General features: G+C 69.2%; 15 protein-coding genes. 7 read left to right on the forward strand and 8 right to left on the reverse strand.

Annotation, left to right across the window (positions count from 1 at the left end):
• Positions 1 to 102: 102 nt before the first annotated feature.
• The 3 genes from ACFY2X_RS29840 to ACFY2X_RS29850 all read right to left on the reverse strand — a co-directional run bounded on the left by ACFY2X_RS29840 (position 103) and on the right by ACFY2X_RS29850 (position 4,569).
• A complete protein-coding gene (locus ACFY2X_RS29840; protein WP_389944459.1) occupies positions 103 to 1,590 on the reverse strand; it encodes an MFS transporter in 1,488 nt (495 codons plus the stop codon).
• 189 nt (positions 1,591 to 1,779) lie between these two features.
• Complete coding sequence (locus ACFY2X_RS29845) at positions 1,780 to 2,448, reverse strand: Crp/Fnr family transcriptional regulator (protein WP_389944462.1); 669 nt, start codon at positions 2,446 to 2,448, stop codon at positions 1,780 to 1,782.
• A 57-nt stretch (positions 2,449 to 2,505) separates the two neighbouring features.
• Positions 2,506 to 4,569: an adenylate/guanylate cyclase domain-containing protein gene (locus ACFY2X_RS29850; protein WP_389944465.1), complete on the reverse strand. Its 2,064-nt coding sequence runs from the start codon at positions 4,567 to 4,569 to the stop codon at positions 2,506 to 2,508.
• Between the two features lie 245 nt (positions 4,570 to 4,814).
• Here ACFY2X_RS29850 and ACFY2X_RS29855 point away from each other — a divergent pair, with 245 nt between their 5' ends.
• Together ACFY2X_RS29855 and lpdA are read left to right on the forward strand one after the other, a co-directional pair.
• Positions 4,815 to 5,705: a hypothetical protein gene (locus ACFY2X_RS29855; protein WP_389944467.1), complete on the forward strand. Its 891-nt coding sequence runs from the start codon at positions 4,815 to 4,817 to the stop codon at positions 5,703 to 5,705.
• 432 nt (positions 5,706 to 6,137) lie between these two features.
• Positions 6,138 to 7,523: a dihydrolipoyl dehydrogenase gene (gene lpdA / locus ACFY2X_RS29860; protein WP_389944470.1), complete on the forward strand. Its 1,386-nt coding sequence runs from the start codon at positions 6,138 to 6,140 to the stop codon at positions 7,521 to 7,523.
• 113 nt (positions 7,524 to 7,636) lie between these two features.
• Here the strand turns inward: lpdA and purL are convergent, their stop codons facing one another.
• The 4 genes from purL to purS all read right to left on the reverse strand — a co-directional run bounded on the left by purL (position 7,637) and on the right by purS (position 11,786).
• Positions 7,637 to 9,892 carry a phosphoribosylformylglycinamidine synthase subunit PurL gene (purL, locus tag ACFY2X_RS29865; protein WP_389944473.1) on the reverse strand — a complete coding sequence of 752 codons (2,256 nt, stop codon included), beginning with the start codon at positions 9,890 to 9,892 and terminating at the stop codon, positions 7,637 to 7,639.
• A 56-nt stretch (positions 9,893 to 9,948) separates the two neighbouring features.
• Positions 9,949 to 10,632 carry a phosphoribosylformylglycinamidine synthase subunit PurQ gene (gene purQ / locus ACFY2X_RS29870; RefSeq protein ID WP_389944476.1) on the reverse strand — a complete coding sequence of 228 codons (684 nt, stop codon included), beginning with the start codon at positions 10,630 to 10,632 and terminating at the stop codon, positions 9,949 to 9,951.
• 297 nt (positions 10,633 to 10,929) lie between these two features.
• Complete coding sequence (locus tag ACFY2X_RS29875; RefSeq protein WP_389944479.1) at positions 10,930 to 11,352, reverse strand: ATP-binding protein; 423 nt, start codon at positions 11,350 to 11,352, stop codon at positions 10,930 to 10,932.
• A 188-nt stretch (positions 11,353 to 11,540) separates the two neighbouring features.
• A complete protein-coding gene (purS, locus tag ACFY2X_RS29880; protein ID WP_389944482.1) occupies positions 11,541 to 11,786 on the reverse strand; it encodes a phosphoribosylformylglycinamidine synthase subunit PurS in 246 nt (81 codons plus the stop codon).
• A 287-nt stretch (positions 11,787 to 12,073) separates the two neighbouring features.
• On the opposite strand from purS, the gene pdhA reads away from it, so the two are divergent.
• The 5 genes from pdhA to ACFY2X_RS29905 all read left to right on the forward strand — a co-directional run bounded on the left by pdhA (position 12,074) and on the right by ACFY2X_RS29905 (position 18,275).
• Positions 12,074 to 13,165: a pyruvate dehydrogenase (acetyl-transferring) E1 component subunit alpha gene (pdhA, locus tag ACFY2X_RS29885; protein WP_389944485.1), complete on the forward strand. Its 1,092-nt coding sequence runs from the start codon at positions 12,074 to 12,076 to the stop codon at positions 13,163 to 13,165.
• Positions 13,162 to 14,145: an alpha-ketoacid dehydrogenase subunit beta gene (locus tag ACFY2X_RS29890; protein ID WP_389944488.1), complete on the forward strand. Its 984-nt coding sequence runs from the start codon at positions 13,162 to 13,164 to the stop codon at positions 14,143 to 14,145. Before pdhA ends, ACFY2X_RS29890 begins: the two co-directional genes overlap by 4 nt.
• Before the next feature lie 15 nt (positions 14,146 to 14,160).
• On the forward strand, positions 14,161 to 15,609 hold the full coding sequence (locus ACFY2X_RS29895; RefSeq protein WP_389944491.1) for a 2-oxo acid dehydrogenase subunit E2: 1,449 nt from the start codon (positions 14,161 to 14,163) through the stop codon (positions 15,607 to 15,609).
• 714 nt (positions 15,610 to 16,323) lie between these two features.
• Entirely contained in the window at positions 16,324 to 16,455 is a 132-nt protein-coding gene (locus ACFY2X_RS29900; protein WP_389944494.1) for a hypothetical protein, read from the forward strand.
• A 101-nt stretch (positions 16,456 to 16,556) separates the two neighbouring features.
• Entirely contained in the window at positions 16,557 to 18,275 is a 1,719-nt protein-coding gene (locus ACFY2X_RS29905; protein WP_389944497.1) for an ABC transporter ATP-binding protein, read from the forward strand.
• A gap of 448 nt (positions 18,276 to 18,723) precedes the next feature.
• On the opposite strand, the gene ACFY2X_RS29910 is transcribed toward ACFY2X_RS29905, so the two are convergent.
• Complete coding sequence (locus tag ACFY2X_RS29910; RefSeq protein ID WP_389944500.1) at positions 18,724 to 18,852, reverse strand: hypothetical protein; 129 nt, start codon at positions 18,850 to 18,852, stop codon at positions 18,724 to 18,726.
• Between the last annotated feature and the right edge of the window lie 203 nt (positions 18,853 to 19,055).

The raw sequence follows: 19,055 nt of genomic DNA on the forward strand, positions 1-19,055 counted from the left end.
GTTGTCATTCATACCCATTTCGCCGTTGGCGTCCCACTGATTCCAACTTATTACCCACTGCCCTCCATTTGGTGGTTCGCGATTGTGCGAACCGGTTCGGCGTCACGAACCGCCCCCCGGGGCCCCGGCCGGGACGCGACGTGAGCGGGCCAGGGCCGCGAAAAGGGCTCCGCAGAGGGCGACGGCGAACAGCACGGCATAGGTGTTGCGGAAGCCGGTCATCAGCTGTTCCACGGCGACGGGGGAGATGCGGGAGAGCGTGCCCGCGTAGACCTGGCCACGCAGTTCGGCGGTGATCGAGCCGGTGAGGACGCTCAGGGTGAGGGCCACGCTGAGCACGATCCCGGCATTCATGATCATGAGGCGGAAGCCGTTCACCACGCCGAGGCTCCCGGCGGGCAGGGCGGCCATGACCTGCGTGGTGTTGCCGGTGAGGAAGGCGCCGCTGCCGCACCCGCACAGGAACAACCCCACCCCGATGATCCAGTACGGCGTGGCGGGGTCGGTGTTCACGAGCAGGACGCCGAGCCCGGCGGCACTCAGCAGGGAGCCGCCGACCGACAGCGCGTGAGGGGGGATCCGGCGGCCCAGGGAGCCCGCGACCGGGGAGGCGATGGCCATGCCGACCGGGACGGGGAGCACGCCCAAGGCCGCGGTGACCGCGTCGACGCCCCTGGCCGCCTGGAAGTAGAGGGCCGCCAGCAGGATCAGTGACGCGCGGGCCAGGGCGTTGCAGAACGAGGCCAGGTTGGCGAAGGCCAGCATGCGTTCGCCGAACAGCCGTACGTCGAGCACGGGGTGCGACGCCCGGCGCTCCACGACGACCAGCACCGGGACCAGGACCACCGCGACGGAGGCGCCGACGATCACGACGGGGCTGGACAGGCCCCGCGAGCCCGCCTCGGACAGCGCGATGAGCGCGGCCGACAGGGCGGCGAAAACGATCAGATTGCCGAGCGCGTCCACCGGCTCGCGCGGTCCCCGGCTGACCCGGCGGAGGGTGAACGCGCCCCAGACGAAGGCGACCAGCCCGGCCGGCACGTTCACCCAGAAGATCCACTGCCAGCCCGCGGTCTCGGCGATCAGACCGCCCAGGGTGGGGCCGGCGAGCTGGGCGACCGAGAGCGTGCCTATGTACACCCCCATGCCCTGGCTGAGCCGATCGGGCGGGAACGCGTCGGTGATTATCACGGTCCCGTTGGCCAGGAGCATCGCCGCCCCGACCGCCTGCACCACCCGCATCGCGATCAGGAACCACACTCCGGGCGAGAGGCCGACCAGCAGGGACCCGATCGTGAAGAGGGCGAATCCCGCCAGATAGACCTCCCTGCGCCCGAGCAGGTCGGCCACCCGGCCGAAGAACACCAGGCTCGCGGTGTTGACGAGCAGGAACGCCAGCAGGATCCAACCGGCGGCGAACGCGTCCGCGTGGAAGTGCCTGACCACTTCGGGGAGCGCCACGTTCAGCGTGCTTCCGGAGATGCCGATCAGCACCAAGCCGAGGCTGGTGACCGAGCACACCCGCCACGCGTAGCGGAGTTTCGAGATGTATTCGGGGGAATCGGGCGGGTCTTGGGGGATCGCGACCATGCACCCAAGTCTGACGTACGGTGTACTTCGCCCCCGATGGAGGTCCATCGCCGGGAGTAACCCGCCGAGGTCGGGGCGCCGCCCGAAGACGCGTTTCGCCGGTCGGTCGTCGAGTCGGCGGCCGCCCGCCAGGGGCCTTCGGGAGGCTCACGGGGCCTGCCGGGAGACGCGCCTTCGCCGGTCGCGGCGTCAGCGGGCGCGCCGGCGAAGCCCCTCCATGTCATGGATGATCACGGTACGGCGGCCCGTCTCCACCAGACCGCGATCCCGAAGCGAGCGCAGCGCCTTGCTGACCGCCTCGCGGGACGCTCCGGTCCAGCCGGCCAGCTCGTCCTGGGAGAGCGGCAGCGCCACCCGGACCGCGCCGTTGGCCGGCTCGCCGTACCGCTCGGCCAGCTCGACCAGCCGGGTCGCCACCCGGCCCGTGGTGTCGAACGCGCCGTACTCGATCCGCTTGCGGTCGGAGTCGCGCATCTTGCCGATCAGCATCTGGATGAGCAGCACCGCGACCCGGCCGTTGTCCTGCAGATAGGCGGGGAAGTCACGGATCGCGACGCCCTCTACCGGCTCCAGCGCGGTGACCGTGGCGGACCTCGGCAGACCGTCGAGGGCGGCGAACTCGCCGAGCAGCGCCCCCGGCCCCCGCACCGCGAGGACCACCTCGGTCCCGGCGGCGGTGTGCGAGGAGACCTTGACCCGGCCGGAGGTCAGCAGGAGCACCCAGTCGGCGACGTCGCCCTCGGTGCAGATCGTCGCGCCCCGGTCCCACCGCCTGGGGCGCCCCGCCGCGTGCAACGCCGCGACTTCGTCGGCTGTGAGCAATGTGACGAACTCGCCCGGCTCGGGGGGAGTACTCATGGGCACCTCCTGGCGACGTCGATTGTCTCTGCCCGTTTTTCGCCCGGAAACGGATTTCTACGACAGACCCGAGAGTACATATGCGTGGACGGGCTGTTCCTTGCCCTTGAGATTGAGCTCGCCCAGAGACCGGACCCTGGCGCGGGGGCCGATCTGGTCGAGGGTGCTCTGGCCGATCACGACGGTGCCGGGCTCGGCGATGCCCTCCAGGCGGGCGGCGACGTTCACGCAGTCACCCATCGCGTTGAACCCGCGCAGCTCGGGACTGCCGATGTTGCCGACCAGCGCGAGCCCGGTGTTGATCCCGATCCTGAACCGGGGATAGCCCGGCGTTCCGGCGGCGATCTTCTCGGCCGCCTCCTGCATGGCCAGCGCCGCCCTCGCCGCCGCGGCGGCATGCCCCTGCTGCGGGGCGGGAGCGTTGAACAGCGCCAGGAGGGCATCCCCCACGAACTGCACGATCGTGCCTCCGTTGCCGAGAATGACGGGCACGGCCGCCGTGTGATAGCGGTTCAGCATCTCGACGATCTCACCCGGCGCCGCCCGCTCGGAGAAGCTCGTGAAGCCCTTCAGGTCGGCGAAGAGCGCGGTCAGCTCGACCAGTTTGCCCCCGAGCGCGGCGGTCTGGGGGTCGGCCAGGAGGGAGTTGGCCACATCCGGTGACATGTACTGCCGGAACAGGGTCGACAGTTCCCGGTAGAGCCGGGCGTTCTCCAGGGAGATGGACAGCTGGCTCGCCAGCGTGGCGGCCAGCGCCTCGCCCTGAGGGGTCCCGCCCACCGGCACCTCTATCGCCCCGGCGAGCCGGCCCTTCACCGTGAGCGGATGGACGACCGTCGTCTCCAGCCGGACGGGCTCGTTCTCGGCGAAGTGCCGCTGCTGGTAGACCCGGGAGCCCAGGGTGACCCGCCCGTCCGACACCAGTTCGATGCGCACGTCTCCGTAGGCCTGCCGTACTCGCTCCAGGGATCGGGCCAGCAGCTCCCGCTCGGACAGCCCCACGCGAGCCTGGTTTCCCGTGTCCACCAGCGCGGCGAGCCGTTCGGACAGCTCCCGCTCGTTGGCCAGCGCCTCACCGGCCTGGTCGAGCACCGCCGCCTGCTTCTCGGTGAGCCCGAACTTGCCCGCCAGCCTGGTCGCGACCGGAACCCTGGTCTCCGCCCTGCGCCGGAGGTGGCCGACGAGCTCCTCCAGGGCGTCTTCGTACTCGGCCCTGATCCTCTGGACGGTCGCCGACAGCGCCACCGAGTCGAACAGCCCCGCGCTGGTGCCCTCCCGGCGGAACTGCAGGTAGGCGCTGTAGGCGACGAACACGAAGGCCATGGTCAGCAGCAGGTGCCACAGCCACCATGACAGGTGCCAGTTGTGGCGGGACATCGCGGCGATCATCGCCTCGGCGAGCAACGCGTAGGCGGTGATCAGGCTGATCAGCATGGCGGCCGGGCGCCTGCGGTGCAGCTGGAACATCATCGCGGCGGCCAGGCCGTACAGGACGACCCCGGCCAGCTCGAATCCGCCGAGACCGGCGCCGTGCTCCGGAGGCCTGCCGCTCAGGGGAGTGAGGCCCGGTACCAGCGAGGCGGCCCCCCAGCCGGCGAGCAGCAGCACGAGCCCGCCGCGCAGCCAGATCTGTGATCTCAGTACGGCCCCGGCCGCCCGCTCGTTCAGGGGCAGGGCCGAGACGAACGCGAACACCGAGGCGACCAGGAGACCGAACGGCTGGGAGAGGTCGAACCCGTAGCTCCCCTTCTCAAGGATGATCTGCGGCGTTGCCAGGCCGTGCATCAGGAAGAATCCGGCGCTGCTCAGGAACACCAGCGAGACCAGCAGCAGCCGGGCGTCCGCCCGGCGGGCCGACGCCTGGCTGATCATGACGCCCAGGGCCAGGTTGATCCCCGCCACGCCGATGATCAGCCAGAAGTGGGTGGGGTTGTCCTGCCACTTGATGTTCAGGTTCTCGTGGTTGGCCAGCAGCAGCCAGAGCCCCAGCAGCGGCAGCACCAGATGGATCGCCCAGACCACCGCGCGGACCGGCTGGGTCGCCGGTGGCAGGTAGGGGCTCGGCCCGGCGCGCTCCTCGGTCTCCTCGGTCGATGCGCTCGTCAGGTCGTTCGCCGGCACGGTGGCCTCCGTGTCTTGAAAGCCCTGAAGGCTCCCTGCTGCGTCCGCCCGCGCCCGACCGGACGGGGGTCTCCTCCGAACGACCCGATTATCCCGCATGCGGACGAGGCGGTAAGGCTACCGACGGTAACGCTTCCGATGCCAAAGCGTGATATGTGGCGCGACAACGTTTGGAACGGTTGAAACGTGTACTACACGTACTTCTCCCATCACACCAGTCCCTGGTGTCGCAGAAAGGAAGCCCAGTGGCTATCAAGTTGCCGGGCGGACGCACGATCGGCGTCGTGACCGTCGGAGTGTTGGCCGGAACCCTGTTCATGGCGGGCGGCAGTGCCGTCGCGTCGGCGGCCGGTGCCGAAATCCATGCATGTGTGCACAAGAAGACGCGCTACGCGCGGATCGTCAACCCGTCGGCCGTGTGCAGGCCGACGGAGATCCGGGTGACCTGGGGAGGCGACACCGGGCCCCAGGGTGTGAACACCGCCGGCCCGCAGGGTCCTGCGGGCAGGACCGGTCCGCAGGGCCCGCAAGGTCCGCAGGGTCCGCAGGGCCCCGCGGGCAAGACCGGCCCCGCCGGCCCGCAGGGCCCTCGCGGCCCCCAGGGCGAGCAGGGTCTCCCGGGTAAGGACGGCCAGGACGGCAAGCCGGGTCTCCCGGGTAAGGACGGCCAGGACGGCAAGCCGGGTCCGCAGGGCGAGCAGGGCCCGCGTGGCCTCCCCGGCGAGGACGGCAAGCCCGGCAAGGACGGCGCACAGGGGCCGAAGGGCGACACCGGACCCCAGGGCCCCCAGGGTCCTGCCGGACCGAAGGGCGACCCCGGCACGGGCGGCGTGAAGATCAGCTACCAGACGGAGTACTTCAGCTTCTCCAGCGACGGCAGCAAGGAGGTCTCCTGCGGCTCCGGCAAGGTCGCCACCGGTGGCGGCTACAGCCTGTCGCAGGTCAAGGGCAACGTCCTCGTGGCGGCCTCCGCCCCCGCGATCAGCGGAGGAAAGCCGTCGGGCTGGAAGGTCTCCATCGACGTGAACAGCAACTCCAACGGGCCCAGCGTGGCCGGCGAGTCCGGCGGTAACGGCGGAGGCCAGGGAACCACCAAGGCTGAGGGCGCCGTCTACGTGATCTGCGCCGCCGTATGACGGCCTGACCCGGACACCGGCATGTCAGGGGCGGGGGAACCACGCGGCCTCGCCGCGTCCCCCGCCTCACCCCTTGAAGCCGGGAGAAGCGTGTCACCGAGCCCGGCAGCCGACCTTGCCTGGTTCTGCAACCGGCCGGAGAACCACGCGGCGACGCGCGGGCATCCGGACCTTGGGCAGCCGCGCGACTTGCGGCAGACGAGTGCGTCCGCGGTGGGCGTCAGCATCCTCACCTCGTAGCCGGTTCGCCGTGGCGCGCCGGCCGGAGGGCGCCGGCGAGCGTGACCTGCGCCACCCAACGCGCCGCCCCCGGCGTCGCAGCGCCTGAGTTCAGGCTCGCGAGGGGATATGGCCGGTCTGAACTATGTTTTGGCCGAATCGGGTGGCGACCCCCCTGGGCTCCCCGGGACCGCATTCAATATTGTCCGATTCATGAGCACTCACTATGACGTCGTAGTCCTTGGCGCGGGTCCCGGGGGATACGTGGCCGCGGTCCGGGCCGCCCAGCTCGGGCTGAGCACTGCAGTCGTCGAAGAGCGTTATTGGGGCGGCGTCTGCCTGAACGTGGGATGCATCCCCTCCAAGGCGCTGCTGCGCAACGCGGAGCTCGCCCACCTGTTCACCCACGAGGCCAAGACCTTCGGCATCCGGGTCGAGGGGCAGGTCACCTTCGACTACGGCGAGGCGTTCCGGCGCAGCCGCAAGGTCGCCGACGGGCGCGTCAAGGGCGTGCACTACCTGATGAAGAAGAACGGCATCACCGAATACAACGGCCGGGGCACCTTCGTCGACGCCAACACGCTGGAGGTCAACGGCGAGAGGGTGACGTTCGACCACTGCATCATCGCCGCCGGCGCGACCACGAAGCTGCTGCCGGGCACGTCGGTCACCGACCGGGTGGTGACGTACGAGGAGCAGATCCTCACCGAGAAGCTCCCCGAGAGCATCATCATCGCCGGGGCGGGCGCGATCGGGGTGGAGTTCGCCTACGTGCTGCACAACTACGGCGTCCAGGTGACGATCGTGGAGTTCCTCGACCGTGTCGTTCCCACCGAGGACGAGGAGGTCTCGGCGGAGCTGGCCAAGCGCTACAAGCGGCTGGGCATCGAGGTGATGACCTCGACGCGGGTGGAGGCCATCGACGACTCCGGCGCCACGGTGAAGGTGACGGTCTCACGCGACGGGCAGCAGCAGGTCCTGGAGGCGGACAAGGTGCTGCAGGCGATCGGCTTCGAGCCACGGGTGGAGGGTTACGGGCTGGAGCGCACCGGGGTCGCGCTGACCGAGCGCGGCGCCATCGCCATCGACGGCCGGTGCCGCACGAGCGTGCCGCACATCTTCGCGATCGGCGACGTGACCGCCAAGCTGATGCTGGCGCACGCCGCCGAGGCCATGGGGATCATCGCGGCGGAGACCATCGGGGGCGCCGAGACGATGGAGCTGGACTACGTGATGATCCCGCGGGCGACCTACTGCCAGCCCCAGATCGCCAGCTTCGGCTTCACCGAGGCCCAGGCCAACGAGCTGGGCTATGACGTGAAGGTGGCCAAGTTCCCGTTCACCGCCAACGGCAAGGCCCACGGCCTGGGCGACACCGTCGGATTCGTCAAGATCCTCAGTGATGGCGAGCACGGGGAGCTGCTCGGCGCCCATCTGATCGGGCCGGAGGTCACCGAGCTGCTGCCGGAGCTGACCCTGGCCCAGCAGTGGGATCTGACGGTCAACGAAGTGGCCCGCAACGTGCACGCCCACCCCACGCTCGGGGAGGCGGTCAAGGAGGCCATCCACGGGCTCGCTGGCCACATGATCAACATGTAGGGCCGATCAGTACCGGCGCCGTGGACTGTGTCACGCCTGGTGGAGGCGTGTGGTCGGGGTACGGGCTGTGTCCGGGGGCACCGGTATGACCGGTGCCCCCGGAGGCAGGAGGGTCAGCCGAAGATGCCCGGAAGGGTGACCTCGTGGGTCTGCCGGAGTTCGGTGACCGGAATGTCGAGGACGCCCTCGACGACCAGCGAGGTGCCGCCGGTGGTGCCCAGGCCGTAGCAGGGCACGTCATGGGCGGCGCAGAGCTCGGCGAAGGCGTCGAAGGACTCCGGCTTCACGGTCACCAGCGCGCGGGCCGACGACTCGCTGAACAGGCCCACGAACGCCTCGCCGCCCGGCAGGGAGACCGTGCAGCCGATGCCCTGCGCGAGGCACGCCTCGGCCAGGGCGATGGCCAGGCCTCCGTCGGACAGGTCGTGGGAGCCGGTCAGCATGCCCTGGGAGGCCGCCTCGGTCAGGACGAGCGCCAGGTCGCGCTCGGCCTCCAGCCTCGCCTGGGGCGGCAGGCCGCCGAGGTGGCCGTGGGCCACGTGCGCCCACTCGGAGCCGCCGAACTCCTCGTCGGTATCGCCGAGCAGGACGACCTTCTCGTCCGCGCCGGTGAAGCCGCTTCTGACCCGCTTGGCCACGTCGTCGATCACGCCCAGCACGCCCACGACCGGGGTCGGGTGGATCGCGGTGGTTCCCGTCTGGTTGTAGAAGGACACGTTGCCGCCGGTCACCGGCACGCCCAGGGTCTTGCAGGCGTCGGCCAGGCCGCGGGTGGCCTCGGCGAACTGCCACATGACCTCGGGGTCCTCGGGGGAGCCGAAGTTGAGGCAGTTGGTCACGGCGAGCGGCTTGGCGCCGGTCACGGCCACGTTCCGGTAGGCCTCGGCCAGAGCGAGCTGGGCTCCGGCGTAGGGGTCGAGGCGGGCGTAGCGCCCGTTGCCGTCGGTGGCCAGCGCGATGCCCCGGGTGGTCTCCTCGGCGCCCGGCATGACCTCGCTGATCCGCAGGAGACCGGCGTCGGCGGGCTGGGCCAGCACGGTGTTGCCCCGGACATACCGGTCGTACTGGGAGGTGACCCATTCCTTGGAAGCCAGGTTCGGCGAGCCGAGGAGCGTGAGCAGCGTCGCGCGCAGATCCGAGGGACGGTCGAGGCGGCCCGCTTCGTCGGCGTTCAGCGCGGCCTGGCCGATCGGCTCGTGGAAGGGCCGCTCGTAGACCGGGCCCTCGTCGGCCGCGGTGCCCGGCGGGATGTCCACGATGGTCTCGCCGTACCAGGTCATCACCAGGCGGCCGGAGTCGGTGACCTCACCGATCACGGTCGCCGGGATGTCCCACTTGGCGCAGATCGCCATGAAGGCGTCGATGTCGTCGGGGGTGACGACCGCCATCATGCGTTCCTGCGACTCGCTCATCAGGATCTCTTCGGGCCGCAGCGACGGGTCGCGCAGCGGGACCAGGTCCAGCTTGACGTCCATGCCGCCGGTGCCCTTGGCCGCCAGCTCGGTGGTCGCGCAGGAGACACCGGCCGCGCCGAGGTCCTGGATGCCGACGACCACGTCCGCCTGGTACAGCTCCAGGCAGCACTCGATCAGCAGCTTCTCCATGAACGGGTCGCCGACCTGGACGCTGGGGCGCTTGGCGTGCGACTCGTCCTCGAACGTGGCCGAGGCCAGGACGGACGCGCCGCCGATGCCGTCGGGACCGGTCAGCGCGCCGAACAGCACGACCTTGTTACCCGGGCCGGGGGCCGTGGCCAGCTTGATCTGGTCCTTGCGGAGCAGTCCCACGCAGAGGGCGTTGACCAGCGGGTTGCCGATGTAGCAGGGGTCGAAGACGACCTCGCCGCCGATGTTGGGCAGGCCCAGGCAGTTGCCGTAGTGGCTGATGCCCTCGACCACGCCGGGCAGCACCCGCCTGGTGTCGTGGGCGTCCGCCGCGCCGAACCGCAGCGCGTCCATCACCGCGATCGGGCGTGCGCCCATCGACATGATGTCGCGGACGATCCCGCCGACGCCGGTCGCCGCGCCCTGGTGCGGCTCGACGTAGGACGGGTGGTTGTGCGACTCGATCTTGAAGGTGGCGGCCCAGCCGTCACCGATGTCCACGACTCCGGCGTTCTCGCCCATGCCGACGAGCAGCGCCTCGGACTTGGGAGCCTTGGTGCCGAACTGGCGCAGGTGCACCTTGGAGGACTTGTAGGAGCAGTGCTCGCTCCACATGACGCTGTAGATGGCCAGCTCGGAGCTCGTGGGCCGACGGCCGAGGATCTCGCGGACCCGGTCGTACTCGTCGGTTTTCATGCCCAGCTCGGCGTACGGCTGGCGCTCGTCGGGAGTGTCCTCGGCCCGCTTGACGGTGTCCAGGCTCATATGACTTCCTCCATCGGCGGCAGGAGCCGGATCGCTGTGCTTGTCGGCTCGCTCGCTCACAGGTTCACCAGCTTCTTCAGGATCGAGGAGAAGAACCCGCGGCCGTCCGTGCTCGGGGCGCCGGTGAGGTCCTCGACCGCGTGCTCGGGGTGAGGCATGAGGCCGACGATGTTTCCCGCCTCGTTGCGGATGCCCGCGATGTCGTTCAGGGAGCCGTTGGGGTTGCCCCCGACGTAGCGGAAGACGACCTGGCCGCCCGCCTCCAGCGCGCTCAGGGTCGCCTCGTCGGCGACGTAGCGGCCCTCGCCGTGTTTGATCGGCAGCACGATCTCCTGGCCCTCGGTGAAGTCCGAGGTCCACGGGGTGGCGGTGTTCTCCACCCGGATGCCCTGGTCGCGGCAGATGTAGTGCAGTCCGGCGTTGCGCATCAGCGCGCCGGGCAGCAGGTGGGCCTCGCAGAGGATCTGGAAGCCGTTGCAGGTGCCCAGGACGGGGAGCCCGGCCCTGGCGGCGGGAATCAGCTCCTCCATCAGTCGTGCGAACCTGGAGATCGCCCCGCACCGCAGGTAGTCCCCGTAGGAGAACCCGCCTGGCAGGAAGACCGCGTCCACACCCTTGAGATCGGGGTCCGCGTGCCACAGCGGGACGGCTTCGCCGCCTGCGTGACGCACGGCACGGGCCGCGTCCTGATCGTCAAGAGTTCCGGGAAAAGTGACGACGCCCACGCGGGCAGCACTCATGACAGCGTTCCCCTCCACAAACGAGCGCCGCGCCGACGCCTCACACATCGGACGTTGGTCTGCGGCGGTGGGCCCAGGCTATCCGCTCCTGGACGAGAGGTCACACACGGAGTCATGCGATCACACAGCTCACCACGCCGAAACCGGCTCATGACTTGGAGGATCACACAATTGCGGCGGGCGTGGGCACGGCCTTACGGCGGTGGCCGTACGGCATACGCCGTCGTCGGGACGACCGAGCGATCGCTGATCGCGGGGCCTGCGCCGTGGAGTGTCCACGGGTGTCTAGGCGGCTGTTTATACGGCGGCGAGCATCTGGCGGCGGAGGAAGGCGGCGTCCTCGTCCCAGTCGAGGTGCTTGCGCAGATGGACGGTCGTTCCCCGGCCAGGCGCGATGTCGAAGGAGATCTCGTCCACCACGGCCTGCATGATGAGGATGCCCCGGCCGTTCTCGGTGTCGGCCGGGGGGTAGCGCTCGGGAACCCGCATGAGGCCGTGGCCCCTGTCGATGATGCGGACGTCGCAGCGACCGTAGCCGATCGACACCTCGACCTCGTAGCGGTTGGCCGGGCCACCGTGGCGCACCGCGTTGGCACACGCCTCGGTGACGGCGAGCAGGATGTCGGACACGCAGTCCTCGGTGACGCCGAGCGAGCGCAGGGAGTCGCCCAGCGCCCTGCGGACCATCGGAATGCCGATGGCCTCTCTCGGTAGAGCCAACGAGAACTCGATATCCACCGGATCCCTCCCGGGGCCAGACGTCACCCTGTCAAGATTTCCCCGCAGAATCCGGGCTAACCGCAAAATAACCTTAATGTTATTTACTGTTGGTCAAGCTGTGGGATTATCACACACGCGGAGTGTGATTTAGCCGGACGTAGGGAATTTCCCGTGTCATATGTGACCGTCTACGGCTCCACGCTGACCGTGTAATCCTCGATCACGGTGTTGGCCAGCAGGGTCTCGGCCATCTTCCGGACCTCCGCGAGCGCGGCCTCGTCGGCGGGACCGTCGATCTCCACCTCGAACCGCTTGCCCTGCCGTACCGCCGAGACACCGGAGAAACCCAGCCGCGGCAGTGCGCGGGCGATGGCCTGGCCCTGCGCGTCGAGAATCTCGGGCTTCAGCATGACGTCGACGATGACGCGCGCCACGGTGTTCCTCCTGGTTGCAGCGGGGATGATTCGCGTCTCAAGCGTAACGGGCTTCCCCGGCGGTTCGTCGCCGGGGCGGGGAGGCCGCCGTGCGAGGGTAAAGCGGGGTTCAGCGGGAACGGGGAGCGTATGGATGCCAAGGCAGGTCTTGCGCACGGGTATGTGACCTCTGCCACGATGTCCACAAACGCAGACGAACCACCACCAGACGGGTCGAATGCGTCGCTGATCGGCCGGATACGGATGGCGAACCCGTCCGGACGGCCCCGAGCACACAGGAGCGGCACGTGACATCCGAGGCCCCTCGTGGTGCGGAAGCACCCCCGGAACTCGTCCAGTTGCTCACCCCCGAAGGAGAGCGGGTCGAGCATCCCGACTACGACATCGATCTGACGCCGGAGGAGATCCGCGGTCTCTATCGCGACCTGGTCCTGGTCCGTCGCGTCGATCTGGAGGCCGTGGCACTGCAGCGCCAGGGCGAACTGGGCATCTGGGCGTCCCTGCTCGGCCAGGAGGCCGCGCAGATCGGCTCGGGCCGAGCACTGACCGAGGCCGACATGGCCTTCCCGACCTACCGCGAGCACGGCGTGGCCTGGTGCCGCGGTGTGGACCCGGTGAACCTGCTCGGCCTGTTCCGCGGGGTCAACCACGGTGGCTGGGACCCGGCCGAGCACAACTTCCACCTGTACACGATCGTGATCGGCAGCCAGACCCTGCACGCGGTCGGCTACGCCATGGGCGTCCAGCGCGACGGCGCCGAAGCTGCCACGATCGTCTACTTCGGTGACGGCGCCACCTCCCAGGGAGACGTGAACGAGTCGTTCATCTGGGCGTCGGTCTTCAACGCTCCGGTGGTGTTCTTCTGCCAGAACAACCAGTGGGCCATCTCCGAGCCGCTGGAGAAGCAGTCCCGGATCCCGCTGTACCGCCGGGCGAGCGGTTTCGGCTTCCCGGGCGTCCGGGTCGACGGCAACGACGTCCTGGCCTGCCTCGCGGTGACCCGCAAGGCGCTGGCCGACGCCAGGTCCGGGCAGGGCCCGATGATGATCGAGGCCTTCACCTATCGGATGGGCGCTCACACCACCTCCGACGACCCGACCCGCTACCGGGTGGCCAGCGAGCTGGAGGCGTGGAGGCTCAAGGACCCGATCGAACGGGTCCGCGCCTACATGTTCAAGAACCAGATCGCCGACCAGGAGTTCTTCGACGCGATCGACGTCGAGGCCGACGACCTGGGCAGGGACGTGCGCAAACGCTGCCTCGAACTGCCCGATCCCGAACCGCTGGCCATCTTCGACCACGTCTACGCGGAGCCGCACCGTCTGATGGACGAGGAGCGCGCCCAGTTCGCCGCCTACCTGGAGGGGTTCGAGGGATGACGACTCTCACGCTGGCGAAGGCGCTCAACGAGGGCATGCGCAAGGCCATGGAGGACGACCCCAAGGTCCTCGTCATGGGAGAGGACGTGGGCAAGCTCGGCGGGGTGTTCCGGGTCACCGACGGGCTGCAGAAGGACTTCGGCGAGCAGCGGGTCATCGACACCCCGCTGGCGGAGTCGGGGATCATCGGGACCGCCATCGGCCTCGCGCTCCGGGGATACCGGCCGGTGTGCGAGATCCAGTTCGACGGGTTCGTCTTCCCCGCCGCCGACCAGATCATCACCCAGCTGGCCAAGATGCCGCTGCGCTCGCTGGGGAAGGTGAAGCTGCCGGTCGTGGTGCGGATCCCCTGCGGTGGCGGCATCGGCGCGGTGGAACACCACAGCGAGTCGCCCGAGGCGTACTTCACGCACACCGGGGGCCTGCGAGTCGTGGCCTGCTCCAATCCCGTCGACGCCTACACGATGATCCAGCAGGCCGTCCGGTGTGACGACCCCGTCGTCTTCTTCGAGCCCAAGCGGCGCTACTGGGAGAAGGCCGAGGTGGACACCTCCTCCGCCGCCACCGACTGGACGCCATTCGACCAGGCCCGGGTGGTACGGTCAGGCACGGACCTCACCCTGCTCGCCTACGGGCCGATGGTGAAAACCTGCCTGGAGGCCGCGGCGGCGGCCGAAGACGACGGCCGTTCCCTGGAGGTCGTGGACCTGCGCTCGCTCAATCCGCTGGATGTCGAGCGGGTCGTGGAATCCGCCCGCAAGACTGGGCGCTGCGTCGTGGTGCATGAGGCTCCGGTCTACAACGGCTTCGGCGCCGAGATCGCCGCCCGGATCACCGAGCGCTGCTTCTACAACCTGGAGGCCCCGGTGCTGCGCGTCGGCGGGCCGTCCACCCCCTATCCGCCTTCCAGGTTGGAGGATCACTACCTGCCCGACCTGGATCGGGTCCTCGACGCCGTCGACCGTGCGTTCGCGTTCTGAGAAGGGGAGGTGACGATGAAGGAGTTCAAGCTCCCCGACGTGGGCGAAGGCCTGACCGAGGCCGAGATCGTCCGGTGGCACGTGAAGGTCGGTGACCCGGTCAAGGTCAACCAGATCATCGTGGAGATCGAGACCGCCAAGGCCGTCGTCGAGCTGCCCTGCCCGTTCGAGGGCGTGGTGGCCGCCCTGATGGCCGACGAGGGCGAGACGGTGGAGGTCGGCAGGCCGATCATCGCCGTGGACGACGGCACGGCCCCCGTTTCGGCACCCGCCCCCGAGCGCGAGCAGGCCCTGGCCGAGGACATGGTGCCGGAGCCCCCCAAGGAGAAACGCCAGCCCGTCCTGGTGGGCTACGGCGTCAAGACGGGCGCCACCAAACGCCGTCCCCGCAAGGCGCAGCCCGCCCGCTCCGCTCACCCGCCCGCCCCGGAGGCCGAGCCGGTCACCCGGGAGAGCCAGCCGCTCGTCCCGGAGACCGAGCCGGTCACCCGGGAGAGCCGGGTGCCCGGCCGGGAGAGCGGGTTCGTTCCCCAGGCGGCCGGGCCGATCGCTGCCGGCGGTGGCCTGCCCGCCGAGACGGCCACTCCGGCGGGGCGGGTCGCGGCGCTGGCCAAGCCTCCCGTCCGGAAACTGGCGAAGGATCTCGGGGTCGACCTGGCCACGCTCACCGGGACCGGCCCGCAGGGCTCGATCACCCGGGAGGACGTCCACGCGGCGGTCGGTACGGCCGGCGCGCCGGTGGTGGTGGCGCAGGCCGTACAGGCCGGTGAGGAGCGAATTCCGATCAAGGGGGTGCGCAAGGCGACGGCGCAGGCCATGGTGGCCTCCGCGTTCACCGCCCCGCACGTCACGGAGTTCCTCCAGGTGGACGTGACCGAGACCATGGACGCGGTCCGGCGGCTCCGGGAGCTGCCCGACTTCGCCGAGGTCAAGGTCTCGCCGCTGCTCCTGGTCGCGAAGGCGATGCTCGTCGCCGCGCGCCGGTACCCGATGATCAACTCGGCGTGGGACGAGGCCGCTCAGGAGATCGTGGTCAAGCACTACGTGAACCTGGGCATCGCCGCGGCCACCCCGCGCGGCCTGCTCGTCCCCAACGTCAAGAACGCCCAGGCGCTGCCGCTTCCCGAGCTGGCCAAGGCCCTCGGCACCCTCGCCGAGACCGCCAGGGCGGGCCGCACCCAGCCCGCCGACATGGCCGGAGGCACGATCACGATCACCAACGTGGGCGTGTTCGGGGTGGATGCGGGAACCCCGATCCTCAATCCGGGCGAGTCGGCAATCCTGGCCTTCGGCCAGGTCAGGGACATGCCCTGGGTGGTGGACGGGCAGATCGTGCCGCGTAAGGTGTGCACGCTCGCGCTCTCCTTCGACCACCGGGTCGTGGACGGGGAGCTCGGCTCGCTCTTCCTGCGCGACGTCGGCGCCATGCTGGAGGATCCCCTGCGCATGATCGCCTGGAGCTGACCCCGAATCCGATGCCTCCGAGATCGACGTCTCCGAAACCGGCGCTCCTGGAACCGGCCATCGGATCGGCCCTGAAGATCTGACGACGAAAGCCTGGCCCTGGAAGCAGGCAGGCGGAACGTACGAGCCCGCTCCTCCCGAGGAGCGGGCTCGCGCGTTCGCGGTGCGGTGCTTCCCGCAGGGTTCGCCCTTCAGGGGTGCTCGCCGTGTCCGTGGCGCCGGTTCCTGGGATCGCCGATCCGTAAGCGGCCTCTGGGCCGCCCGGCCGCTTGAGCCGTCGAGGCCGCCCGGATCGTTGGGGGCTGCCTGGGCCGTTGGGGTCGCCCGACGCCTCCCCGGCGGCGCTCCGGAAATCGTCTTTCATTTACTTCTCGTTTAGACAACCGCCACTTTAATCCTTTTTATGGAAAACTTATGCCCTTCCCTGGGGTGTGAGGTGTCGCGTGTGTCACGTGTGTCGATGACGTTTTATTGAACCGCGATAACCCTTTCTTGAAGCTTCCCGGGGTTGGCCTTTGAGGAGAGCCTCCCGGTTCGGGCGGCCCATGGACTGCCGGGTGGAAACCCGGAGGAGGTTGCCCATCCTGGCTTGGGTGCCATCGGAACGGTCGGTTAAAACATCTTCAAGCATGACCGATTTAAGCGATTAGTCCACATATGAGTGCTAATGTCGTGTTTGAGTAAGTGGCGATAGTCAGCCGAGGGGAGAAATCGATGAGGCTCAGCAAGGTCTTCCCGGCCAGCAACGTCCAGACGGGCTGGGGCTGGGGTGGTTGTCGCCGGCGCCGCTGGGGCTGCGGTGGCGGATGTGGTTGGCGCCGCTGGGGCGGCGGCTGGTGGTGGTGACACAACCCAACGGAAGCCGACGGGTAACCCGTCGGCTTTCGTTTGCGCCGCCCTCGTCGAACGGAGCGGAACCGGGGACCCCGCCGTCTCCCATCGCGCCGGTGGTCCTCATCCGGGAGATCTTCCGGCGGTTCTGGCCGTACACCCGCGGTGTCCGCGCGCTCTTCATGGCCGGTGTCGCGCTCGCGATCGTGGCCGCCGTCTGTGAGGTCGGTGCGATCTGGCTGTTCGGGCTCATCACGGACGAGGTTCTCAGCCGCCGGGACCTCGGAGCGTTCTGGATTCCCGCGCTCATCTGGCTCGGCCTTTCGGTCGTCGCGGGCCTGGTCTCCTTCGCCGGCGCCTACGCCACGGCCCTGGGCGCGCAGCGTTTCCTGCTGCGGTTGCGCGACGAGGTGTTCTCCCACGTCCAGACGCTCACCCCCGATTTCTTCGACAACCGCCGGCTGGGTGATCTGATGGCCCGGCTCACCGACGACATCGAAGCCATCGAGGAACTGGTCGGCTCCGGCCTGGTCAGGCTCCTCACGACGATCGCCAGCGTGATCTTCTTCGCCGGGGCCGCCTTCTACATCCGATGGGACCTCGCGCTGGTGACGTTCGCGATGATCCCGGTGTTCCTGTTCGTCTCCAAGGGGTTCGCGTCGAAGTTCAGGGGCGCCGCCGCACGCGAGCGCCTCAGCAACGGCGCCATGAACAGCGTCATCGAGGAGAGCCTGGCCAACCAATCTCTCGTGCAGGCCTACAACCGCCAGGAGACCGAGGCCGGACGGCTGCACGCCGAGGGCAGCATCTGGCTACGGGCCAACATGGCCCAGGCCTGGCTGTCGGCGCTGTACGGGCCGGTCGTCCAGGTCATCGAGACCATCTGCCTTCTGGTCATCATCGGATTCGGCGCCTGGGAGATCGCGGCCGGCCGCCTCACCATAGGCGGCCTGCTCGCCTTCGCCGCCTACCTCGCCTACCTCTATCCGGCGGTCCAGAACCTCGGGCAGATCGCGCTCACCGTCTCCGAGGCGGCGGCGGGCTCGGACCGCGTCATCGAGATCCTGCGGGCCCGGCCCGCCGTGACCGACCGGGACACGGCGGCTCCCATGACATCGCGAAGCCGCGGGCAGATCGACTTCGTGGGGGTCGACTTCACCTACCCGAACAGGACCAGCCCCACGCTGCGGAACCTGTCCTTCAGCGTCGGGCCCGGTGAGCTCGTCGTGTGCACCGGGCCCAGCGGAGCGGGCAAATCCACCCTCACCAAACTTCTGCTGCGGTTCTACGACCCCACCGCCGGGCAGATCCTTCTCGACGGGGTGGACATCCGCGACCTGCCGCACCGGGCGCTGCGCGACAACATCACCGTTCTGCAGCAGGAGAACCTGCTTTTCTCCGGAACCGTGCGTGACAACATCGCCTACGGCCGTCCTGGCGCCACCATGGACGATGTCGTCCGGGCGGCCGTCATGGCGGACGTGCACGCCTTCATCGGCACGCTTCCCCAGGGGTACGACACCCCCATCGGACAGCGCGGCCGGCTCATGTCCGGCGGGCAGCGCCAGCGGATCGCCATCGCCCGGGCGATCCTGCGTGACGCTCCCGTGCTGGTCCTCGACGAGCCGATGACCGGACTCGACTCGTCCACCGCCGCGCGGATCATGGAGCCTCTCCGGCGGCTCATGTCCGGCCGTACGACCATCCTCATCACCCACGACCTCCGCCTCATCCCCGAGACGGCTCACACGATCGTGCTCGGTGCCCCTCGGCGCCACGGCCGGATGAGGGTCAGGGCCTTCAGGCGCCGGGGCGTGACACCGCGCCCGGTCTGAGGGCGCGTTCCAAACCGGCGGGTCTCTGCACCGTGGGTCTCTGCACCGTGGGTCTCGGCATCGCGGGTCTCTGTGTCGATGTCTCTACGCCGGCGCCCCTGTGTCGGGAGTCTTTGTGTCGGTGGCTCTGTTGAAGGCCTTTGGCGCCCGCCGTGGAGTCCCGCGAACGCCGCCGGAAATGGACGGCGGAACCGCAAGAGCCCGCTCCCCGAAGGGAGCGGGCTCGTGATGGAGGGCGGATCGACCCAACCGTTTTTCACCTTTGGCGCGGAGCTGTGGAAAACGCTTTGATTTCTTGTCCGGCACGGACCACCCCCGGCCGGCCGGGATGGGAAAACGCAATCTCATCCCGGTTGTGCTCGGTTCCGTGGCGGGTGATCACCACCGATGGATCGCCATCGGTGGCTCACCGCCGATGGCTTACCACCACCAGCCGTTACCCCAGCCGTTACCCCAGCCGCCCCAGCTTGCACCGCGCCAGCCGCCGCAGCGTCCCCAACCGCAGCCGCCGCCGCAGCGTCCCCAGCCACAGCGTCTCCAGCCGCAGCCGCAGCGGCGTCTCCAACCGCAGCCGCATCCAGTGACGAAGTTCGTGGCCCCGACGGTCTGGACGGCCGGGACCGAGTTCGTCGTCATGGGTGTGACCGTGGCTTCCGCCGGTGCGGCCATGAGGGCTCCGGCGAGCAGCCCCGCGCCCATTGTGCTCGCGATGAACGAGATGGCGGTCTTGGCTTTCATACGGTCCTCCGATTTCGCGAGAAGACGGGATCCGCCCTCCGA

The organism is Streptosporangium sp. NPDC000396, from assembly GCF_042898655.1.
Classification (GTDB): domain Bacteria; phylum Actinomycetota; class Actinomycetes; order Streptosporangiales; family Streptosporangiaceae; genus Streptosporangium.